Origin of the sequence: Terribacillus saccharophilus (assembly GCF_002272745.1) — a bacterium.
GTDB classification, from domain to species: Bacteria; Bacillota; Bacilli; order Bacillales; family Amphibacillaceae; genus Terribacillus; species Terribacillus saccharophilus_B.
Map to the genome: position 1 here is coordinate 236616 of NZ_NPBD01000007.1, position 16546 is coordinate 253161.

Sequence of the window (16546 nt, forward strand, 5' to 3'; positions counted from 1 at the left end):
GAAAAGTGATGATTACGTTCAAGGATGTTTCAAAGACATTCACAATTGGTAAGCGGGAGGTGCATGCTGTCCGAAATGTGAATCTCACAATCGAGGAAGGCGAAATATTTGGCATTATCGGTTTCAGTGGTGCTGGTAAAAGTACATTGCTTCGGCTAGTGAATGTGTTGGAGAACCCTACGGCTGGAGCTGTGGAAGTGCAAGGTGTGGATTTAGCTAGTCTTCGTCCAAACGAAGTCAGGAAAGTACGCCGAAGGATTGGGATGATCTTTCAGAATTTCAATCTGTTAACCTCGCGAACTGTTGCTGGTAATGTTGCTTATCCTTTGAAACTGGCAAAAATGCCGCGAGCAAAAATAAAAGAGAGAGTCGAAGAACTTCTCCGTTTCGTTGGACTGTCGGATAAAGCAAAGGATTTTCCGGAACAGCTGTCGGGAGGGCAAAAGCAGCGAGTGGGCATTGCTAGGGCTTTAGCTACTTCGCCGGATATTCTGATTTGTGATGAAGCAACCTCGGCATTGGATCCTGACACAACCGGAGAGATACTCCGACTCTTAAAAAAGGTAAATAAGGAATTCGGCATTACAATTCTACTGATTACACATGAAATGCATGTGATTCAGTCAATCTGTGACAAGGTTGCTGTTATGGAAGATGGAGAGGTCATTGAATCAGGCGGAGTATTTGATACATTCACAAGTCCTGTCCATCAGACGACGAAGCGTTTCATCCGCTCCGTTCAGCAAGATCTTCCTTCTCCGTCATTATTGGATGAGTGGCGGCAAAAAGGCGGGAAGCAGCTGTACCGTATCATCTTTAAAGGAGAGGTGGCCAGCGATCCCGTCTTATCTCGGGTGACTAGGAAGCACGATATTGACGTGAACATCGTCTATGGTTCCGTCCAAGAGATTCAGGCTAAATTCTACGGCAATTTACTTGTCAGCTTTGATGGAGACGAAGGAAAAACGGTCAGTGCAGTGAAGGAATTAGAAGAAATCGTACAGATAGAGGAGGTGGATGTAGCATGGGCGTAGATTGGCAGACTTTTTGGCCTCGCATCGTTGAAGCAACTGGTCAGACGATCCTTATGGTAGCTGTCACTTTGGTGATTGGTTCCATTTTCGGTATTATTATAGGTCTTTTACTTTTTGTTACACGAAAAGGAAACATCTTGGAAAATGCTTTTCTTTATCAAATTATTAATTTTCTAATCAACATTATCCGTCCGATCCCATTCATTATCTTTTTAGTTGCGATTAGTCCGCTGACCAGAGAGGTGATCGGAACGACCATTGGAACATGGGCGGCTATTTTTCCGATGAGCATTGCAGCAGCATTCAGTATCGCGCGGGTTGTGGAAAACAACTTCATAAGTATCGATCCTGGTGTGATCGAAGCTGCCAAGGCCATGGGAGCTAGTCCGCTTCAGATCATTTATACCATACTGATTCCTGAAGCACTCGGTCCGCTCGTTCTCGGATTGACGTTCATTACAATCAGTCTGATTGATTTCTCCGCGATGGCAGGAACTGTCGGCGGAGGAGGTCTCGGACATGTGGCGATGACATATGGATATCAACGATTTGATACGAGCGTCATGATTGTTACAGTCGTTATTTTAATTGTGCTTGTCCAGCTTGCCCAATGGGTTGGTAATACACTTTCAAGAAAAATTTTAAGGAGATGATCGACATGAAAAAAGCTCTACTTGGAATCGTTTCGTTAGCGTTTGTGTTTATCCTTGCAGCATGCGGGAGCAGTTCAGCAGATGGCAGTCAAACAGTTAAAATCGGTGTGACAGGGTCCGATGGTGACCAATGGCCAATCCTGAAAGAAAAGGCGAAGGAAGAGGGAATCAATATCGAACTCGTGGAATTCTCCGACTATACATTGCCAAACCAAGCATTGGCCAACGGTGAAATCGACATGAACTCATTCCAGCATATCGCCTTCCTAAGTCAATATGCCAAAGAAAATGGTGATACTATTGTACCCATCGGTTCGACAGTCATTGCCCCAATCGGAGCTTATTCAGAGAAAATAGATAGCCTTGATGAATTGAAGGAAGGCGATAAGGTTGCTATCCCGGATGATCCATCTAACCAAGCTAGATCACTGCGAGCTTTGGAAGCAGCTGGCGTTATTAAATTAGCGGATGACTTCGGCCAGTTCGGAGATCCATCCAAGATTGTAGAAAATCCGAAGAACATTGAGATTGTACCTGTTGTTGCTCAGCAAACACCACGTGTTTTGCCAGATGTAGCAGTATCTTTTATTAATAATGGTATTGCAGGTCAGGCTGGTCTTAATCCGAAAGAGGATCCGATTTATCTGGAGAATGCTAATGATGATAGCATCACACCGTTTGTAAATGTTTTTGCGGTAAACAAAGAAGAGGAAAATAATGAAACGTTCCAGAAAATTGTCGACCTATATCAGGATGAAGCAGTGAAGGAAGCAGTAGAAAAGGATACGAGCGGTGGCTCTATCGTAGTTGATGTGCCGAAAGAAGAATTGCAAAAGCATTTGAAAAGATTACAGGAGGAGGAATGAGTTATGAGTAAATCTATCACTGAGGTAAGCCGCGTGGCAGTGCATTTAGACGCAAATGGGGAAAAGTATATCCAGACAAGTCAGGCCATCCATGCTAAACCGGAAATCGGCAACCAGGAGTTTTTTGCCAGTGAAACGCTTGCTGCATTGCTGGAAGAAGCGGGATTTCAAGTAGATAAAGGAGTAGCAGGGCATGAAACAGCATTTTATGCGTTGAAGGATAGCGGAAAACCAGGTCCGCGTGTTGCTTTCCTTGCCGAATATGATGCACTGCCAGGAATCGGGCATGCTTGCGGTCACAATATTATCGGCACTACTAGTACGGCGGCTGGCATCGCATTGGCAGAAACATTGGAACAGACTGGCGGTAGTGTAGCGGTTCTCGGCACACCTGCTGAGGAAGGCGGCCCAAACGGCAGTGCCAAAGGAAGCTTTGTAAAACATGGGTTGCTAAAGGATATTGATGCTGCTTTAATCATTCATCCTTCTGGCAGAACGAGTGTTACTGGTGAATTTCTTGCTGTCGATCCCCTTGATTTCCATTTCTACGGAAAGCCAGCTCACGCTTCCGGTTCACCAGATAAAGGAATCAATGCTTTGGATGCCGTTATTCAGCTTTTCAATGGAATCAATGCATTGCGTCAGCATTTACCGCAGGATGTGCGCGTGCACGGCATTATTCCAAACGGTGGGGATGCACCGAACATTGTACCGGAATACACATCTGCACGCTTCTTTATCCGGGCAGAAACATGGACAAAAGCACAAGCTGTTTCCGAGAAAGTTAGAAATATTGCTCAAGGGGCGGCATTAGCTACAGGAGCTAGCGTCAAGATAGAAAGATTCCAAAATGAAGTGAAGGATTTTGTCCTGAATCCGGTGCTGGACCAGGTGCTCAAGGAAGAATTGGAGAATGTAGGAGAATATGTTCATCTGAAGAAAGGCAAGGGACGGGGTTCGACAGATACAGGTAATATCAGTTATGAGATACCGACTGCACATCCCTATATTCAAATTGGACCAGAAGATTTGATTGGCCATACAGAGGAGTTCAGGGAAGCTGCCCGTTCGGAAATTGGTGATGCAGCCGTATTAAAAGGTGCCAAAGTATTAGCACATACAGGTTACAGGTTGTTAACAGACAAAGAACTCCTGAAGCAAGCTAAAGCTGCTTTTGAAGAGAGTAAGGCTAGAAAACAAGTTAAGTGATGAATGACCCGTCAGAAATTCTCTGACGGGTCTATTATTTTTGTATGCTCCCAAGGTGTCCGTCTGCGGCTAATTCCCCCAGAGTAGAAACAATTGTACTGCGGTTCACAGCGCTGCCTCATGGCGAGGTATTTTTTATGAAAAGTCCCGCTTCTCTCTCCGAAAAACTGTCCAAGTTGTCTTTGTAGCGGCATAACTGCCAATGGCTGCATAACCATAAAAATAACCCATGAAAATACCAGCAATCAAGTCATGCGGGTGACTGTAAAAAATCGAGAGTGCCAGTCCGATTAGAATGGCGATGGTAGGCACATACTGCTTTGGTAACGGTAAAAACAGTTTAAGAAGTTGTGTGAGGACAAGTGTTACTGGGATGCCAATAACAGAATCCCAAAAGTTTGTCTGAATGTTAGGGAAGTCCATAATCATGTTCCTTTTATGCTTATTGTCGGGAACAACCTATAAATTATTCGTATAAGGCTTTAATATAGCGGATCTTCTGTTTGAAAAATTTTGTTATACATATAATTACAGAAGATTCCTAACAAAAACTCCTTGAATGTTGCACAATTCAGTATTATACTAACCAGTATTGTGTCAGAAAATCTGACGAAAATTATGATTACATCAATATTTTGTTATTTATCAGACTATTCGAATAGTTAGTGGAGGTTTTTTTGTGTCAAAGAAAGTACCAGGTTCATTTACCGTCATCCTTGGTTTGATGCTCTTTGCTTTGTTCTTTGGAGCGGGTAATCTGATTTTCCCGCCGATGCTTGGGCAGCAAGCCGGTGAAAATATATGGATAGCCAATGCAGGATTTCTTGTAACAGGTGTAGGCTTGCCGCTTATTGGTATCATTGCTTTCGTCTATTCAGGCGAAAGAGATCTTATGGCATTATCGAGCAGGGTGCACCCAGTTTTCGGGATTGTCTATACGATCATACTATATCTTGCAATCGGACCGTTCTTTGCGATACCGCGAGCAGGGAATGTATCCTATGAGATTGGTTTAAAACCATTCTTATCTGCTGACCCTGGTCCGCTTCCGTTGGTTGTGTTTACTGTTCTTTTCTTTGCAATTACTTGCTTGTTATCGTTGAATCCTACCAAGATCATCGATGTTATCGGGAAATTCCTGACACCAATCAAGCTGGCTTTTATAGGCTTGCTTGTTATCGTCGCTATTATTTTCCCAATCGGTAAATTCCATGCACCTCAAAGTGAGTATACGGCAAATGCTTTCTTTAAAGGTTTCAAGGAAGGCTATTTGACTTTAGATGCGCTAGTGGCTTGTGTGTTCGGAATCATCATTGTCAACGCTTTGAGGGATAAGGGGATAACAAATAAAGGTTCAGTTATGAAGGTCTGCTTGTTAGCAACTGCTCTTGCGGCCGTTGTACTGGCAGTGATTTATACAGCACTTTCCTTTATGGGTGCATCCAGTGTCAGTGAGCTTGGTTATTTGAGTAATGGTGCAGAGATTCTTGCTGATGTATCCGATTATTACTTCGGGTCATGGGGCATAATTTTCCTTGGATTGATGATCACAGTTGCCTGTCTTACGACAAGCGTTGGTTTGATCACATCCTGTTCGACGTTTTTCCATGAATTAATGCCGCGTATTTCCTATAAGACATTCGCTGTTGTGCTATCTATATTCAGTGCGATTGTAGCGAACATCGGTCTTACTGAACTAATTTCAATTTCAGTCCCAGTATTGATGGCTATTTATCCGATTACGATCAGTCTGATGTTCCTTACATTTCTGCATCCACTATTCGGCGGAAAGAGGGAAGTATATATAGGCAGCCTTGTACTGACATTCTGTGTAAGTATCTTTGATGGTTTCAATGAAGCGGGACTGCAGATAACTGCAGTTAATGACCTTTTCCAAACGGTACTGCCTTTCTATGAAGTAGGTCTTGGCTGGGTGGTACCTTCCATCATCGGGGCTTTGCTTGGATTGCTTGTATCAAAAGTTAGAAACTAATAGAAAAAAGTCTTCTCCGGAGTCGGAGAAGACTTTTTTATGCAGATCTTTTTTTCAGCATACCGCCTGCAATGAATAAGAGCACAGGAATGATAACCGTAGCCAGAGATAAAACTCCCGCGCTGAATAGTGTTAATGCGGCACCTTTAGGTCTTTTAGGAATGATGGTATAGCCTATTAATACAATGATAGCAATGATGGCTATATATATAGTAGGAAGAGCAAAGAATATTTGCAAGGCAGACATGGTTTCAGCAGCCATTTCATCAGGGCTGAAAGAAGGAGTCTCCTCGGAATCAAGTGTTCTTTGATACTTTGGGTCGTTTTCAAGATAGCGGGCCACTGTCTGTTCCATGGATTGATTTTGAGGCAAAGTGATCGTGAAGAAAAGACTAGCGATAAAGATTAAAACCAATAAAACCAATGAAATCATCGTTAACATTTTTGGTGTTTTCATATGTTATTACCTCCATTTTCCAGTATAAGTTTTGAGAACCATTAAATGAATAGGACGGAAGGCGTATCTGTCATTTTCTTGTCAAAAATGAAGAAGAACGTTTACTGAAATTGTGTTATTATAAGCACGATTAATTGGAATCGAGGCGAAAAGATTTGTCGTGGGTATTTATAGTCTTATTGATTGTAGCTAGTTTGATTAAAGTTTTAGCGGCATCCTTACCGAGTGGGGTTGTGGATAAAGTAGGAAAGAGATTTCAGCTTCATCCGAAGCTGTCTTATGATGTAACTGTCAAGAGGGATGGCGAGGTCCTATCAGCTGAAGTGGCACAGCTTATTATTGATCAATTCAATGAAGCCAGCTTCTTAGAAAAATACTATTACGCCCCTGCCCCTGAAGGTGTACCGTTTGAGATAGAAACAAAGCAAGGACGTTTTTTGGTATATCCATATACTGACAGAGTAGATGTATTCAAATATCAGAAGAAGAAGGTTTCATCCTACAGCTTGCGCTCCCAAACAATGCAAGGACAGGCTGTAAATTGATTAAGCTTTTAATAGATAAAAACAGGGAGCGACGTGTACAGGATGATAATCAGGAAACTGGCTGGATTCTGTGCTGATCCAGTCGGCTGCAGCTTTCTATCAAGAGGCATGGCAAGTGAGCTTTGCCGATATTGCTCCTAATTTGTCCGTCATAGTAGATATTCAGTTTATCAGGGCCTAGTGAAGCTGGACGAAAAGAGTCATATGGCCGGTTTGGTGTATGGATACACATCAAGGCCGGGGCAATATTATCATGATCTGCTGAGACCGGCACTGCAAGAGAATGGCAAGTCGGATTGGCTGGATGATTGCTTCGAATTAGTGGAGCTAGTAGTTGCTCCCACTGTACGAGGATCAGGGATCGGAATCGCTCTGCTTAATCAGCTGCTAACTGCAGCACCAAACAAAATAGCTGTCCTAACCACACGTGAGAAAAATATCAGAGCAATTCAGTTTTATAAACGGAACGGATGGGAATTGCTAAAAGATTCTTTTTATCTGAATGAGAAAGCATATCGAATATACGAGAAAAAACTAATATGAACCGATTCACCAAAGGGTGGATCTTTTTCTTTCTGAACGCCTAAACATTACCAAGAAATCTACCGATGATTCAGATATGAATAGAAAGAGGGTGAGCCGATGTACCAGACAGATATGAAAAGCGCCGAAATATTTAACAAGCTGCTTGATAAGTTATACGTAAATATTAAAACGGAACAGATCAGTGCTGCAGAGAGTATTCGCAATGAAATAACTGCACGGGAAGCTGCAATTCGCGATGAAAAGCTGCTTGCAAAAAGTATGCTGTACGATGCTCGCTTGGAGATGCTGAAAGGTGATTTGGATAAAGGAGAAAAGCTGCTCGAGGGCGCTACTGATGCATTCGCGCTCACCGGCGAAAATCTTTACTACTACCATTTCTTCAAGGGCTTGTTGCTGTACCGGCAAACTAAGCTACAGGATGCAATTGTCGAATTTGAACGTGCGGAACCGTTTTTGTCGGTGCAAATCGACCATCGGGAAGTGTCTGACTTCTATTATAAATTGGCAATTACGTACTATTATATGAAAATGACTGCTTTTTCAGTCTTGAATGCCGATAAAGCTATCGAATCAGCTCTTCGTTACGATCAGAAATTACAACTTGGAAAATGCCTCCTGCTCCAAGGGTTGAATCATATGCATATGACTGACTTCCGGAAAGCGGAGGAACTGTTTCAAGAAGCTCTAAAGCATGATGTGTCCGAGTCCGAATTGCAGCTGCCTATGTATATCCATCACAATATTGGGGTGCTGTATTTCAAGCAAGATCAGCTTGAGAAGGCAATGGGGCATTTCGAAAAATCTATGCATTACAAGCATCCAGAATATTATTTGGAGAGCTTATATTACGTGACTGAATGCTGCTTCCGACTTGGCTTGAAGAATCGTGCGATGGAGCATTTTACTGAGGGGTTTGCTTTAAGTAAGAAGCGGGATGAAGATGCATATAAATGGATGTTTGCCATGCTTCATAAACAATATGTCGATAAGGACAATTTCGAAGTAGTGTGGCGGGAGGGTATTGAATACTTCCAATCCATTGAAGATGAAAATAATGTGCGGCATTTTTCTGAACGGCTGGCTAAATATTACACAAAGAATCACGATTTTGAAAAAGCATCCAGATATTATCTTCTGGCTTTAAAATAGAATAATGCTAGAAAAGGAGATTGCTTCGTGCAGTCTCCTTTTGGTGTATTGGGATAGTTTTCCATGCGGGTATCAAACTATGAAATTGGAAGTAGTAGCTCATTGGGATGTGTATCAGGGTGTAGAAAGCTAAGGTTGTGGCATAGGTGATTAACCAATTCGTAATAGGCATCTGCAGGAACAGACACAAAAGCAGCATACGAGTACAATCAGCAAAATCGGCGCACCAAGTGCGACGACGGAGAAGCCAATGAACATTGCTTGCCATATTGGTAATCCATGCCGAAATAATAAGAGAGTCCGGTAAGTATGGCTAAAATGAAATCCACCAAGTATTTCAAGTCTTAATCCCCCCTGTAACCTCCAATTATACGATTATATAAAAAAAAGTAGTGTGAATATTATGTAAAAAGCCGCCGTAACGGCAGCTCTGGTTTAGCTTGCATATTCTTTGATTCCTTCTGCAATCGAACTGGCAACTTTATCTTGGTAACCTGCATCGTTAAGCAGCACGGCATCAGCAGGGTTCGAGATAAATCCCGTTTCAACGAGTACAGCTGGCATGGATGTGTGGCGCAGTACATAAAAATCAGCACTATGTGTGCCCCTATTTTCATTATTTGTGTTTGATACTAGTGCAGATTGTATGCTGGAAGCCAGCTGTTTCCCGCTGCTGCTTGCTCCGTAATAGTAAGATTCCAATCCTTTTGCTGACGAAGAAGTAGCGCTGTTGGCGTGGACGCTTACAAATAAATCTGCTTTCCAGTTATTCGATAACGTTGCTCGCTCCGGTAATGGAATAAAAACATCCTCACTGCGCGTCATTTTTACATCATATCCATTAGCAAGTAATCTGCGCTGCAGTTTCTCCGAGATAGTCAGGGCAACCCATTTTTCCATCGTATCATTTCCGATTGCACCAGGATCTTTGCCGCCATGACCGGGATCGATAACTATTTTGTGAATAGGCTGCCCGTTTGATGATTCAGCGGGAGTGGCTGTTTCTTTTTTCGCTTCTGTTACATAATCCAAGCTGAGATAACCTGTTTGGCTGTCAATGGTTATCTGTCCCCAGCCATCTCCTCTGTCGATATATTGGAACTTGGTGCCTGCTGGGAACTTGCCGATAATGGTTGCATCCGTCGAAGGGGCAGCTCTGATATTCAGGTTTGCAGTCGTCTGTCCAATATTGGAATCGCTAGCGTTTGCTTGGGTGGGCAAGATCAGTAAAAGTGCAATGAGTATAAATAATAGAGGCAGGGCAACTTTGAGGCGGGTGTGCATAGTAATTCTCCTTTGCGATATAATAGAATCAGTATGGTCAGTGTTTACGAGATTTATAACAATAGATATATAAAGTAAGAGATTATTAAAAGGGGTGAAGATAATGTTGAAGACAGAAAGAGAGAGAATGGTGGCAGGGGAGCTTTATCGTCCTTCCGATAAAGAGCTGACAGACAGACGTATGGAAATACGGGAATTAATCCGTAAATATAATGATACAACAAGCTATGAGCATGCCGAGCGAGCAGATTTATTACATCAGATACTTGGCTCATCAAAAGGCAAAGCCTACATCGAACCGACTTTTCGCTGTGATTATGGGTACAATATTCATCTTGGAGAGAGCTTCTATGCGAATTTTGATTGTGTGATGCTGGATATTTGTGAAATCCGTATCGGTGATAATTGCATGTTGGCACCAGGCGTACATATATACACCGCTACGCATCCATTGCATCCGGTAGAACGTAATTCCGGCTATGAACTGGGCAAGCCGGTGACAATCGGAGATAATGTCTGGATCGGCGGACGTGCTGTCATCAATCCTGGTGTTACAATCGGAGATAACGCGGTTATCGGATCAGGTGCAGTCGTCACAAAAGATGTCCCTGCAAATACTGTAGTCGGGGGAAATCCAGCAAAGGTTATTAAGAAAATAGAAATCTAGAAGATTAACGCGGAAGTCAGCTTTGTTCGAATGATGATATACTAAAATTACTACTGATAGTGGAGCGGTTTATATGCAGCGTGGCACATTTCAATTAATGAAAACAGTGAATAGATCTTTGATCCTCAACAAGATTCGTATAGCAGCGCCAATATCGCGAGCAGATATAGCAAAGGAGACAGGCTTGACACCACCTACAGTCAGTATTATCGTCAAGGAACTGATTGAACAAGGTCTAGTGGAGGAAAGCAAGCTCGGCTCCTCGAGCGGCGGCCGTAAGCCTACCATGCTTCATATCCGGACAGATGAGTTGTTCGTCATCGGTGTTGATGCTGGTCCTGGTACAATCGACTGTATTTTGACGAACCTTACAGGAGAGATGCTGGGGATCGTCTCTCATCCGCTTAGTGTGCATACTAATAGCGAGTTTTTATATCAAGTTTTACAAGCTATTGAACAACTGCTTGACCAGCATAGTATGCAAACAGAGCAGATTATAGGTATCGGAGTAGCGATGCATGGAGTCGTGGATGCAAAAACTGGTGTATCTCTCGTAGCTCCTCTCTTAGGATTACATAATATTCCTATCAAGCAGGAGCTGGAAAATAGATTCAGCATTCCGGTGAAAGTGGATAATGATGCTCGGGCAATGGCGCTTGGGGAGTCATGGTTTGGCGGTTATGATATGCAGGATAGTATGGTAGCTGTTAATGTTGGACGTGGAATTGGTGCAGGAATCATTATCGGAGGAAAGCTTTTTCACGGAGCAGCAGGGCTGGCTGGTGAGCTAGGACATATGTCTATCGATCCAAATGGAGAAAAATGTGCTTGCGGGAACCGTGGTTGCCTTCAGACACTTGCAAGCGGTCCATCTATCGCGAGCAGAGCAAGGATGGCGAGTGGGGAAGCTGTTTATCACGCAGCAAGTGCTGGAGATGAAGAAGCTCAGATCATTCTGGAGCAAACCGGTAAGATACTAGGGATTGGTCTGATCAATTTAATTCATCTATTGAATCCTGATCGAATTATTCTTGGTGGAGGTGTGATGGAGAGTGCTGAGTTTCTCCTCCCTCCATTGAAAGAAGAGGTTGCGATCCGAGCATTGACGGAACAAGCTGCTCAGACTGAGATAATGGTAAGTAAACATGGTAAGTATGCGACGGCATTAGGGGCAGTGGCGCTGCAATTGGTTGATCTGTTTGCCCCGGTATAATAAAAGCAGCCAATCTATCGATTGGCTGCTTTTATATTTATTTGGTTGTAAAAGAGAATACAGTCTCTTTTCGGTACTCCTCACCTGGCTTTAAAATGAGATCCGGGAAACCGTCATGATGCAAGGCTGCAGGGAAAGCTTGTGTTTCAAAACAAATTCCTAGGTGCTTTTCCGACTTGCGTTCCTTTAGTTCCAATGAATTATCCAGGCCGTTACCTGTGTATAAAACGAGACCAGGCTGGTTCGATTCGATAGTCATCAGTCGTCCGCTTTCTGGATCATAGAGCCCGGCTTTTGGTTTCTCATTGTTTGTGAACAAGAAATAGTGATCGATGCCTGCTCCGGCAATACGAAGCTGATTATGCGGTGTGCTGAATACTTCCTGTAACGGTTTGAATGATCGCAAATCGAATGGAGAAGCAGCTGTATCCAGCAGTCTTCCTGTTGAAATCAGCTCTTCATCCAACTCCGTGTACTGATCACTTGCGACCAATGCCTGCTGCGTGGCAACGGTCCTTTTCAGGCCGCCGCTGAGATTGAAGTACGTATGGTTTGTCAGAGTGACAGGAGTTGCTTTGTCAGTTGTTGCTTTATAAAGAATCGCCAGTTTATTGTCCTCTGAAAGGGTATAAGTGACATTCACCGTCAAATTGCCTGGATAGCCACCTTCGCCATCCTTACTAGTATGATATAGTCGAAGACCGTTAGTTTCATTCTCTTCAAAAGGTTCTACTTCCCATAGTACTTGGTGAAACCCCTCAGGACCGCCATGCAAATGATGTTTCCCTTCATTTGCTTCCAGTTGAAATGTTTCATTATCTAATTCAAATTTAGACTCTTGTATTCGTCCGGCCACCTGGCCGATTAAGGCTCCGAAATAGTTAGGGTTATCTTGATAATCCTGAAGATTTCGATAGCCTAATACGATATTTTCCAAGTTTCCGTCTTTATCAGGAACTTCTAGGGAAGTAATGATGCCTCCAAAGTTCAGCACTTCAAGCCGCATCCCTTTTTTATTAGTTACAGTGTACAAGTCCCATCCATCCTGAAGCGCAGTCTTTTCGATCATGAAGACACCACTTTCTGATTGAGTTTTGAGATAAAGCGCTGAAAAGTTGTATCGTCCTTGAAGACACCAGCATCCTCCAATACACGGACGAATTTCTTGCCAAGTTCTTTTTGTACAACTTCTTTTGCATATTGTTCGTTGTGAAGGAAGCCATGTTTCTCCCGCAATTCCTGAGCCCATTCTTCGTGCGGAGGGTCCACTACATCTGCTTTTCCAGTGAGGAACTTATAAATTGTTTCAAGCTCCGTTTTCAAGCGTGGTGGCAAAACAGCAAGACCCATCACTTCAATCAACCCGATGTTTTCTTTTTTAATATGATGCACATCTGCATGCGGGTGAAAGATACCTAATGGATGAGTAGCTGTCGTACGATTATTGCGTAGTACAAGATCCATTTCATACAATTCATCACGCATTCTCGCGATTGGAGTGATTGTATTATGAGGCGTGTCATCTGAATAAGACAGGATGGACGCATCTTCATCATCGTAATCACGCCAAAACGCTAGAATGCTTTCTGCTGCTTTCACAAGTTTTTCTTGATCATTCGCCTTGAGCCGGATGACCGTCAGCGGCCATTTGAGCACAGCTGCGCTAACATCTGGATGCGCATGAATCGGGAAGGTGTAGCGTTCTTCCGCATTGGTCATGGCAAAGGTATAGCGTCCAGCTTGATAATGATCGTGGGAGAGAATGGATCCCCCTACAATCGGCAAATCGGCATTTGAACCGATGAAATAATGAGGGAACTTCTCCACAAATTCAACCAGTCTGCGGAATGTATCTGCATTAATTTTCATATCCCGGTGTTCATCTGAGAGTACAATGCTGTGTTCATCATAATAAACATAGGGAGAATACTGGAAAAACCATTTTTCCTCTCCTAATGACAATTCAATTACGCGGTGGTTGGAGCGTGCGGGATATCCGATTCTGCCACCGTAGCCTTCATTTTCTCTACACAGCACACAAAGAGGGTAGGAATTATCCTGTTTCGTCATCCGCTCGCGCTTGATTTGCTCTGGATCTTTTTCAGGTTTGGACAGGTTGATAGTAATGTCCATTTCGCCGTATTCCGTCTGTGTTTTATACGAAATGTTTTTCTTGATGCGATTCATCTGGATGTAATTGCTGTTCTTGCTAAGATTATAAAAGTAATTTGTTGCTTGATCTGGTGATTTTTTATAATAGCGATCAAATAAAGTTTGAACAGTGGAAGGGCGAGGCATGAAGCAATTCATCAATGATGCAGCAAGCATCTCCTTCTCATCCAAAATGTTATCGATAATATCTTCTTTCACGGCATATTCGATGATTCGATCTACTAAATCCGGTATAGAATCGGAGCTTGTTAGAATCTTATGTGCCGGATATGTTGTTATCTTCAACAAGTGCATCACTTGGTTGCGTACATAGATGATGTCTCGTTCCTGTATCAAATCTTCCTTACAAGTCTGTTCCAATAAAGTCTCAATATCTGAATAAATCATATGAACACATCCTTTATGCTAGTTCCTTTGCACCGTCACCGATTGTTGCGGTATAGAAGGTTGCTTCATATCCGATTTTTTCTTTATAGTGCTTCTGGATACCTGCTTGAACAGCATCCGCTTTATCTTTTTCCACTAGTGCAATAGCACAGCCGCCGAATCCAGCTCCGGTCATCCGAGCACCTAGAACGCCATCCTGTGCCCAAGCAGCTTCAACAATCGTATCGAGTTCCTGTCCTGTCACTTCATAGTCATCCCGCAGTGAACGATGCGAATCATTCATCAATTCCCCGAATGCAGCCAAGTCATGCTTTTGAAGTTTCTTTAGTGCCTCAATTGTGCGGTTGTTTTCATATACAGCATGGCGGGCGCGTTTGATGTGAACGGGATTGCTGATTAATGTGTGGTACTGTTCAAAAGTATCGGGTGTTAGCTCTCCGAGACTATTAATCTTCAGTTCTTGCTGCAAATCCTGCAAAGCAGCTTCGCATTCTGATCGGCGTTCGTTATACTTTGAGCCGGATAATGTTCGTTGTTTATTCGTATTTGCAATCAAGATAACGTGTTCAGACAGGTCCACAGGTGCGTGCTCGTAATCCAATGTGTTGCAGTCAAGCAAAATGGCGTGGCCTTGTTTGCCCATTCCGACCGAAAATTGGTCCATGATACCGCTGTTTACACCGATATATTCATTTTCCACCCGTTGCCCAAGCTGTACAAGCGGAATTCGTTCCATTTCCAGTCCGTATATACTATTAACCAATACGCCTGTGACTAGCTCAATGGAAGCTGAAGAGGAAAGCCCAGCTCCGTTCGGTATATCTCCATAGAAAAGGATATCCATGCCAGATGTTATTTTGTCTGTAGTTTGCTGAAGAAAAAGCAGTACGCCTTTTGGGTAATTGGCCCAATCATCTTCAGATCGATAGGCAAGGTCATCTAATGTCCGTTCAATGATACCGTTTTCAGAAAAGTTCATGCTGTACAATCTGAGTAAGTTGTCACTGCGTTTTACAGTTAAAGCATAAGTACCATAGGAGATTGCTGCTGGAAATACATGTCCGCCATTATAATCAGTGTGCTCGCCAATCAGATTTATTCTGCCGGGAGCAAAGAACTGGCGTGGTGTTTCAGCAGTTTGGAAGATTTCTTGAAATGAAGCTGTTAAATTCGGCTTAGACGTCATTACGATTCCTCCTAAAGAGACTTTATTAATTTAATTAACTAAGTTAGAGATAGTGTACTACAAGGCGAAAGTGGAAGCAAGAAATACTTCGATACAGATGTTAGTATAAAGTTTTAGTAAAAAGTTTACTCAAATTAGTTTTTCTGTCATAATTCAAAGCAGAAGAGGTGAGAGGTTTTGGCGACAATCAAGGATATTGCGAATGAAGTGGGATATTCTGTTTCGACAGTCTCCAGAGTGCTGAATCACGACGACAGTCTATCTGTGACTGAAGAGACGAAGGACAAGATTTTCGCTGTGGCAGAACGGCTGAACTACCGGAAGAAAGAAGTTCATATGCGCATTAAACAAATAGCGTTTCTCTACTGGGTAACAGATACAGAAGAGCTGGAGGATGTCTACTTCAAGACGATGCGTAAAGCGCTGGAACAATGTGCAAAAGAACGGAATGTTGAATTGACCTTGTATAAAAAAGAGGATGGGATAGAATCTGTCCCGGATACGATCCAAGGTTTTCTGGCAGTAGGGAGCTTTACTAAAGCAGAGCGCAAAAAACTTCAGGTTCTAAGTAGGAATGGTGTTTTCATAGATTCAGCACCAGATCCGGATCATTACGATGCTGTACGTCCGGATCTAGAATGGATGACAAGAAAGCAGATAGACCATTTATTGCGGCAGGGGCACCGGCAAATCGGCTTCATTGGAGGAACTTTTCAAAACCCGGATACGTTGGCGGATGAGATGGATCTTAGAGAGAAGGCCTTCCGGTCCTATATGGAGCAAAAAGGTATACTAGTTGATCAATCTGTTCTCTGCAGGCGTGGTTTCAGTGTTGAAAATGGATATGGTTTAATGAAAAAGGCAATTGATGAACTGGTGGTTTTACCGAGCGCATTTGTTGCAGCAGCTGATCCGATTGCTGTTGGTATGCTTCAGGCATTAAATGAAGAAGGTATCGCTATTCCTGGACAGGTAAGTGTAATCAGTATCAATAACATCAGTGTTGCAAAATATGTTTCACCTCCGTTGACGACCATCCGTATCGATTTGAGTGAAGTGTGCAAGACAGCTATTGATTTGCTTCTGGAACAAATACTGGGTAAGCGGACATTATCTAAAACGGTACTAATTACTGGAGAGATTGTCGAAAGAAAGAGTACTTTGACGAAAACGACTGACTAAAAA

The 16546-nt window shown here is 42.9% G+C and carries 17 protein-coding genes; 11 read left to right on the forward strand and 6 right to left on the reverse strand.

All coding sequences use genetic code 11. The features are described 5' to 3' along the window. The first annotated feature begins 8 nt into the window (after positions 1-8). Genes CHH58_RS08435 through CHH58_RS08450 form a run of 4 tightly spaced genes read left to right on the forward strand, consistent with a single transcriptional unit; the run spans position 9 to position 3762 of the window. Complete coding sequence (locus tag CHH58_RS08435; RefSeq protein ID WP_095227546.1) at positions 9-1034, forward strand: methionine ABC transporter ATP-binding protein; 1026 nt, start codon at positions 9-11, stop codon at positions 1032-1034. Then, complete coding sequence (locus tag CHH58_RS08440) at positions 1025-1687, forward strand: methionine ABC transporter permease (RefSeq protein ID WP_095220339.1); 663 nt, start codon at positions 1025-1027, stop codon at positions 1685-1687. Before CHH58_RS08435 ends, CHH58_RS08440 begins: the two co-directional genes overlap by 10 nt. A 5-nt stretch (positions 1688-1692) precedes the next feature. Further along, positions 1693-2553: a MetQ/NlpA family ABC transporter substrate-binding protein gene (locus tag CHH58_RS08445; RefSeq protein WP_095227548.1), complete on the forward strand. Its 861-nt coding sequence runs from the start codon at positions 1693-1695 to the stop codon at positions 2551-2553. 3 nt (positions 2554-2556) lie between these two features. Beyond that, positions 2557-3762: a M20 family metallopeptidase gene (locus CHH58_RS08450; protein WP_095262371.1), complete on the forward strand. Its 1206-nt coding sequence runs from the start codon at positions 2557-2559 to the stop codon at positions 3760-3762. A 135-nt stretch (positions 3763-3897) separates the two neighbouring features. Here CHH58_RS08450 and CHH58_RS08455 read toward each other — a convergent pair whose 3' ends face one another. Continuing rightward, entirely contained in the window at positions 3898-4185 is a 288-nt protein-coding gene (locus tag CHH58_RS08455) for a hypothetical protein (RefSeq protein WP_095227552.1), read from the reverse strand. Positions 4186-4441: 256 nt separating this feature from the next. Here CHH58_RS08455 and brnQ point away from each other — a divergent pair, with 256 nt between their 5' ends. Beyond that, positions 4442-5755, forward strand: coding sequence for a branched-chain amino acid transport system II carrier protein (brnQ, locus tag CHH58_RS08460; protein ID WP_095232138.1), 1314 nt, complete (start codon positions 4442-4444; stop codon positions 5753-5755). A 37-nt stretch (positions 5756-5792) separates the two neighbouring features. Here brnQ and CHH58_RS08465 read toward each other — a convergent pair whose 3' ends face one another. After that, positions 5793-6212, reverse strand: a complete 420-nt coding sequence (locus CHH58_RS08465) for a DUF4064 domain-containing protein (protein WP_095232139.1) — start codon at positions 6210-6212, stop codon at positions 5793-5795. A gap of 155 nt (positions 6213-6367) precedes the next feature. On the opposite strand from CHH58_RS08465, the gene CHH58_RS08470 reads away from it, so the two are divergent. The 3 genes from CHH58_RS08470 (at position 6368) to CHH58_RS08480 (ending at position 8452) form a co-directional block, all read left to right on the forward strand. Further along, positions 6368-6757: a YfmQ family protein gene (locus CHH58_RS08470; protein ID WP_095227558.1), complete on the forward strand. Its 390-nt coding sequence runs from the start codon at positions 6368-6370 to the stop codon at positions 6755-6757. 180 nt (positions 6758-6937) lie between these two features. Next, positions 6938-7300 carry a GNAT family N-acetyltransferase gene (locus CHH58_RS08475; protein WP_141235093.1) on the forward strand — a complete coding sequence of 121 codons (363 nt, stop codon included), beginning with the start codon at positions 6938-6940 and terminating at the stop codon, positions 7298-7300. Positions 7301-7399: 99 nt separating this feature from the next. Then, the gene (locus CHH58_RS08480; protein WP_095262373.1) at positions 7400-8452 is read left to right on the forward strand and encodes a tetratricopeptide repeat protein; all 1053 of its coding nucleotides are present in this window, start codon (positions 7400-7402) and stop codon (positions 8450-8452) included. Between the two features lie 435 nt (positions 8453-8887). On the opposite strand, the gene CHH58_RS08490 is transcribed toward CHH58_RS08480, so the two are convergent. Next, positions 8888-9736 (reverse strand): N-acetylmuramoyl-L-alanine amidase, encoded by an 849-nt coding sequence (locus CHH58_RS08490; protein WP_095260275.1) that lies wholly within the window; start codon positions 9734-9736, stop codon positions 8888-8890. A gap of 103 nt (positions 9737-9839) precedes the next feature. Here CHH58_RS08490 and maa point away from each other — a divergent pair, with 103 nt between their 5' ends. Then, complete coding sequence (gene maa / locus CHH58_RS08495) at positions 9840-10403, forward strand: maltose O-acetyltransferase (protein ID WP_373554074.1); 564 nt, start codon at positions 9840-9842, stop codon at positions 10401-10403. A gap of 73 nt (positions 10404-10476) precedes the next feature. Beyond that, positions 10477-11616: an ROK family transcriptional regulator gene (locus CHH58_RS08500; RefSeq protein ID WP_095227568.1), complete on the forward strand. Its 1140-nt coding sequence runs from the start codon at positions 10477-10479 to the stop codon at positions 11614-11616. Between the two features lie 37 nt (positions 11617-11653). Here CHH58_RS08500 and CHH58_RS08505 read toward each other — a convergent pair whose 3' ends face one another. Genes CHH58_RS08505 through CHH58_RS08515 form a run of 3 tightly spaced genes read right to left on the reverse strand, consistent with a single transcriptional unit; the run spans position 11654 to position 15361 of the window. After that, a complete protein-coding gene (locus CHH58_RS08505) occupies positions 11654-12685 on the reverse strand; it encodes an aldose epimerase family protein (protein ID WP_095262374.1) in 1032 nt (343 codons plus the stop codon). Further along, positions 12682-14175, reverse strand: coding sequence for a UDP-glucose--hexose-1-phosphate uridylyltransferase (gene galT, locus CHH58_RS08510; RefSeq protein WP_095227571.1), 1494 nt, complete (start codon positions 14173-14175; stop codon positions 12682-12684). Before galT ends, CHH58_RS08505 begins: the two co-directional genes overlap by 4 nt. A gap of 13 nt (positions 14176-14188) precedes the next feature. Continuing rightward, positions 14189-15361: a galactokinase gene (locus CHH58_RS08515; RefSeq protein ID WP_095227573.1), complete on the reverse strand. Its 1173-nt coding sequence runs from the start codon at positions 15359-15361 to the stop codon at positions 14189-14191. Positions 15362-15538: 177 nt separating this feature from the next. On the opposite strand from CHH58_RS08515, the gene CHH58_RS08520 reads away from it, so the two are divergent. Next, the gene (locus CHH58_RS08520) at positions 15539-16543 is read left to right on the forward strand and encodes a LacI family DNA-binding transcriptional regulator (protein WP_095262375.1); all 1005 of its coding nucleotides are present in this window, start codon (positions 15539-15541) and stop codon (positions 16541-16543) included. Positions 16544-16546: the final 3 nt, after the last annotated feature.

Coding starts and splice junctions, on each gene's coding strand:
- CHH58_RS08435 (WP_095227546.1), top strand. CDS start 9: ATGATTACGTTCAAGGATGTTTCAAAGACATTCACAATTGGTAAGCGG.
- CHH58_RS08445 (WP_095227548.1), top strand. CDS start 1,693: ATGAAAAAAGCTCTACTTGGAATCGTTTCGTTAGCGTTTGTGTTTATC.
- CHH58_RS08500 (WP_095227568.1), top strand. CDS start 10,477: ATGCAGCGTGGCACATTTCAATTAATGAAAACAGTGAATAGATCTTTG.
- CHH58_RS08505 (WP_095262374.1), bottom strand. CDS start 12,685: ATGATCGAAAAGACTGCGCTTCAGGATGGATGGGACTTGTACACTGTA.
- galT (WP_095227571.1), bottom strand. CDS start 14,175: ATGATTTATTCAGATATTGAGACTTTATTGGAACAGACTTGTAAGGAA.
- CHH58_RS08480 (WP_095262373.1), top strand. CDS start 7,400: ATGTACCAGACAGATATGAAAAGCGCCGAAATATTTAACAAGCTGCTT.
- CHH58_RS08515 (WP_095227573.1), bottom strand. CDS start 15,361: ATGACGTCTAAGCCGAATTTAACAGCTTCATTTCAAGAAATCTTCCAA.
- CHH58_RS08490 (WP_095260275.1), bottom strand. CDS start 9,736: ATGCACACCCGCCTCAAAGTTGCCCTGCCTCTATTATTTATACTCATT.
- maa (WP_373554074.1), top strand. CDS start 9,840: ATGTTGAAGACAGAAAGAGAGAGAATGGTGGCAGGGGAGCTTTATCGT.
- CHH58_RS08465 (WP_095232139.1), bottom strand. CDS start 6,212: ATGAAAACACCAAAAATGTTAACGATGATTTCATTGGTTTTATTGGTT.
- CHH58_RS08450 (WP_095262371.1), top strand. CDS start 2,557: ATGAGTAAATCTATCACTGAGGTAAGCCGCGTGGCAGTGCATTTAGAC.
- CHH58_RS08455 (WP_095227552.1), bottom strand. CDS start 4,185: ATGGACTTCCCTAACATTCAGACAAACTTTTGGGATTCTGTTATTGGC.
- CHH58_RS08440 (WP_095220339.1), top strand. CDS start 1,025: ATGGGCGTAGATTGGCAGACTTTTTGGCCTCGCATCGTTGAAGCAACT.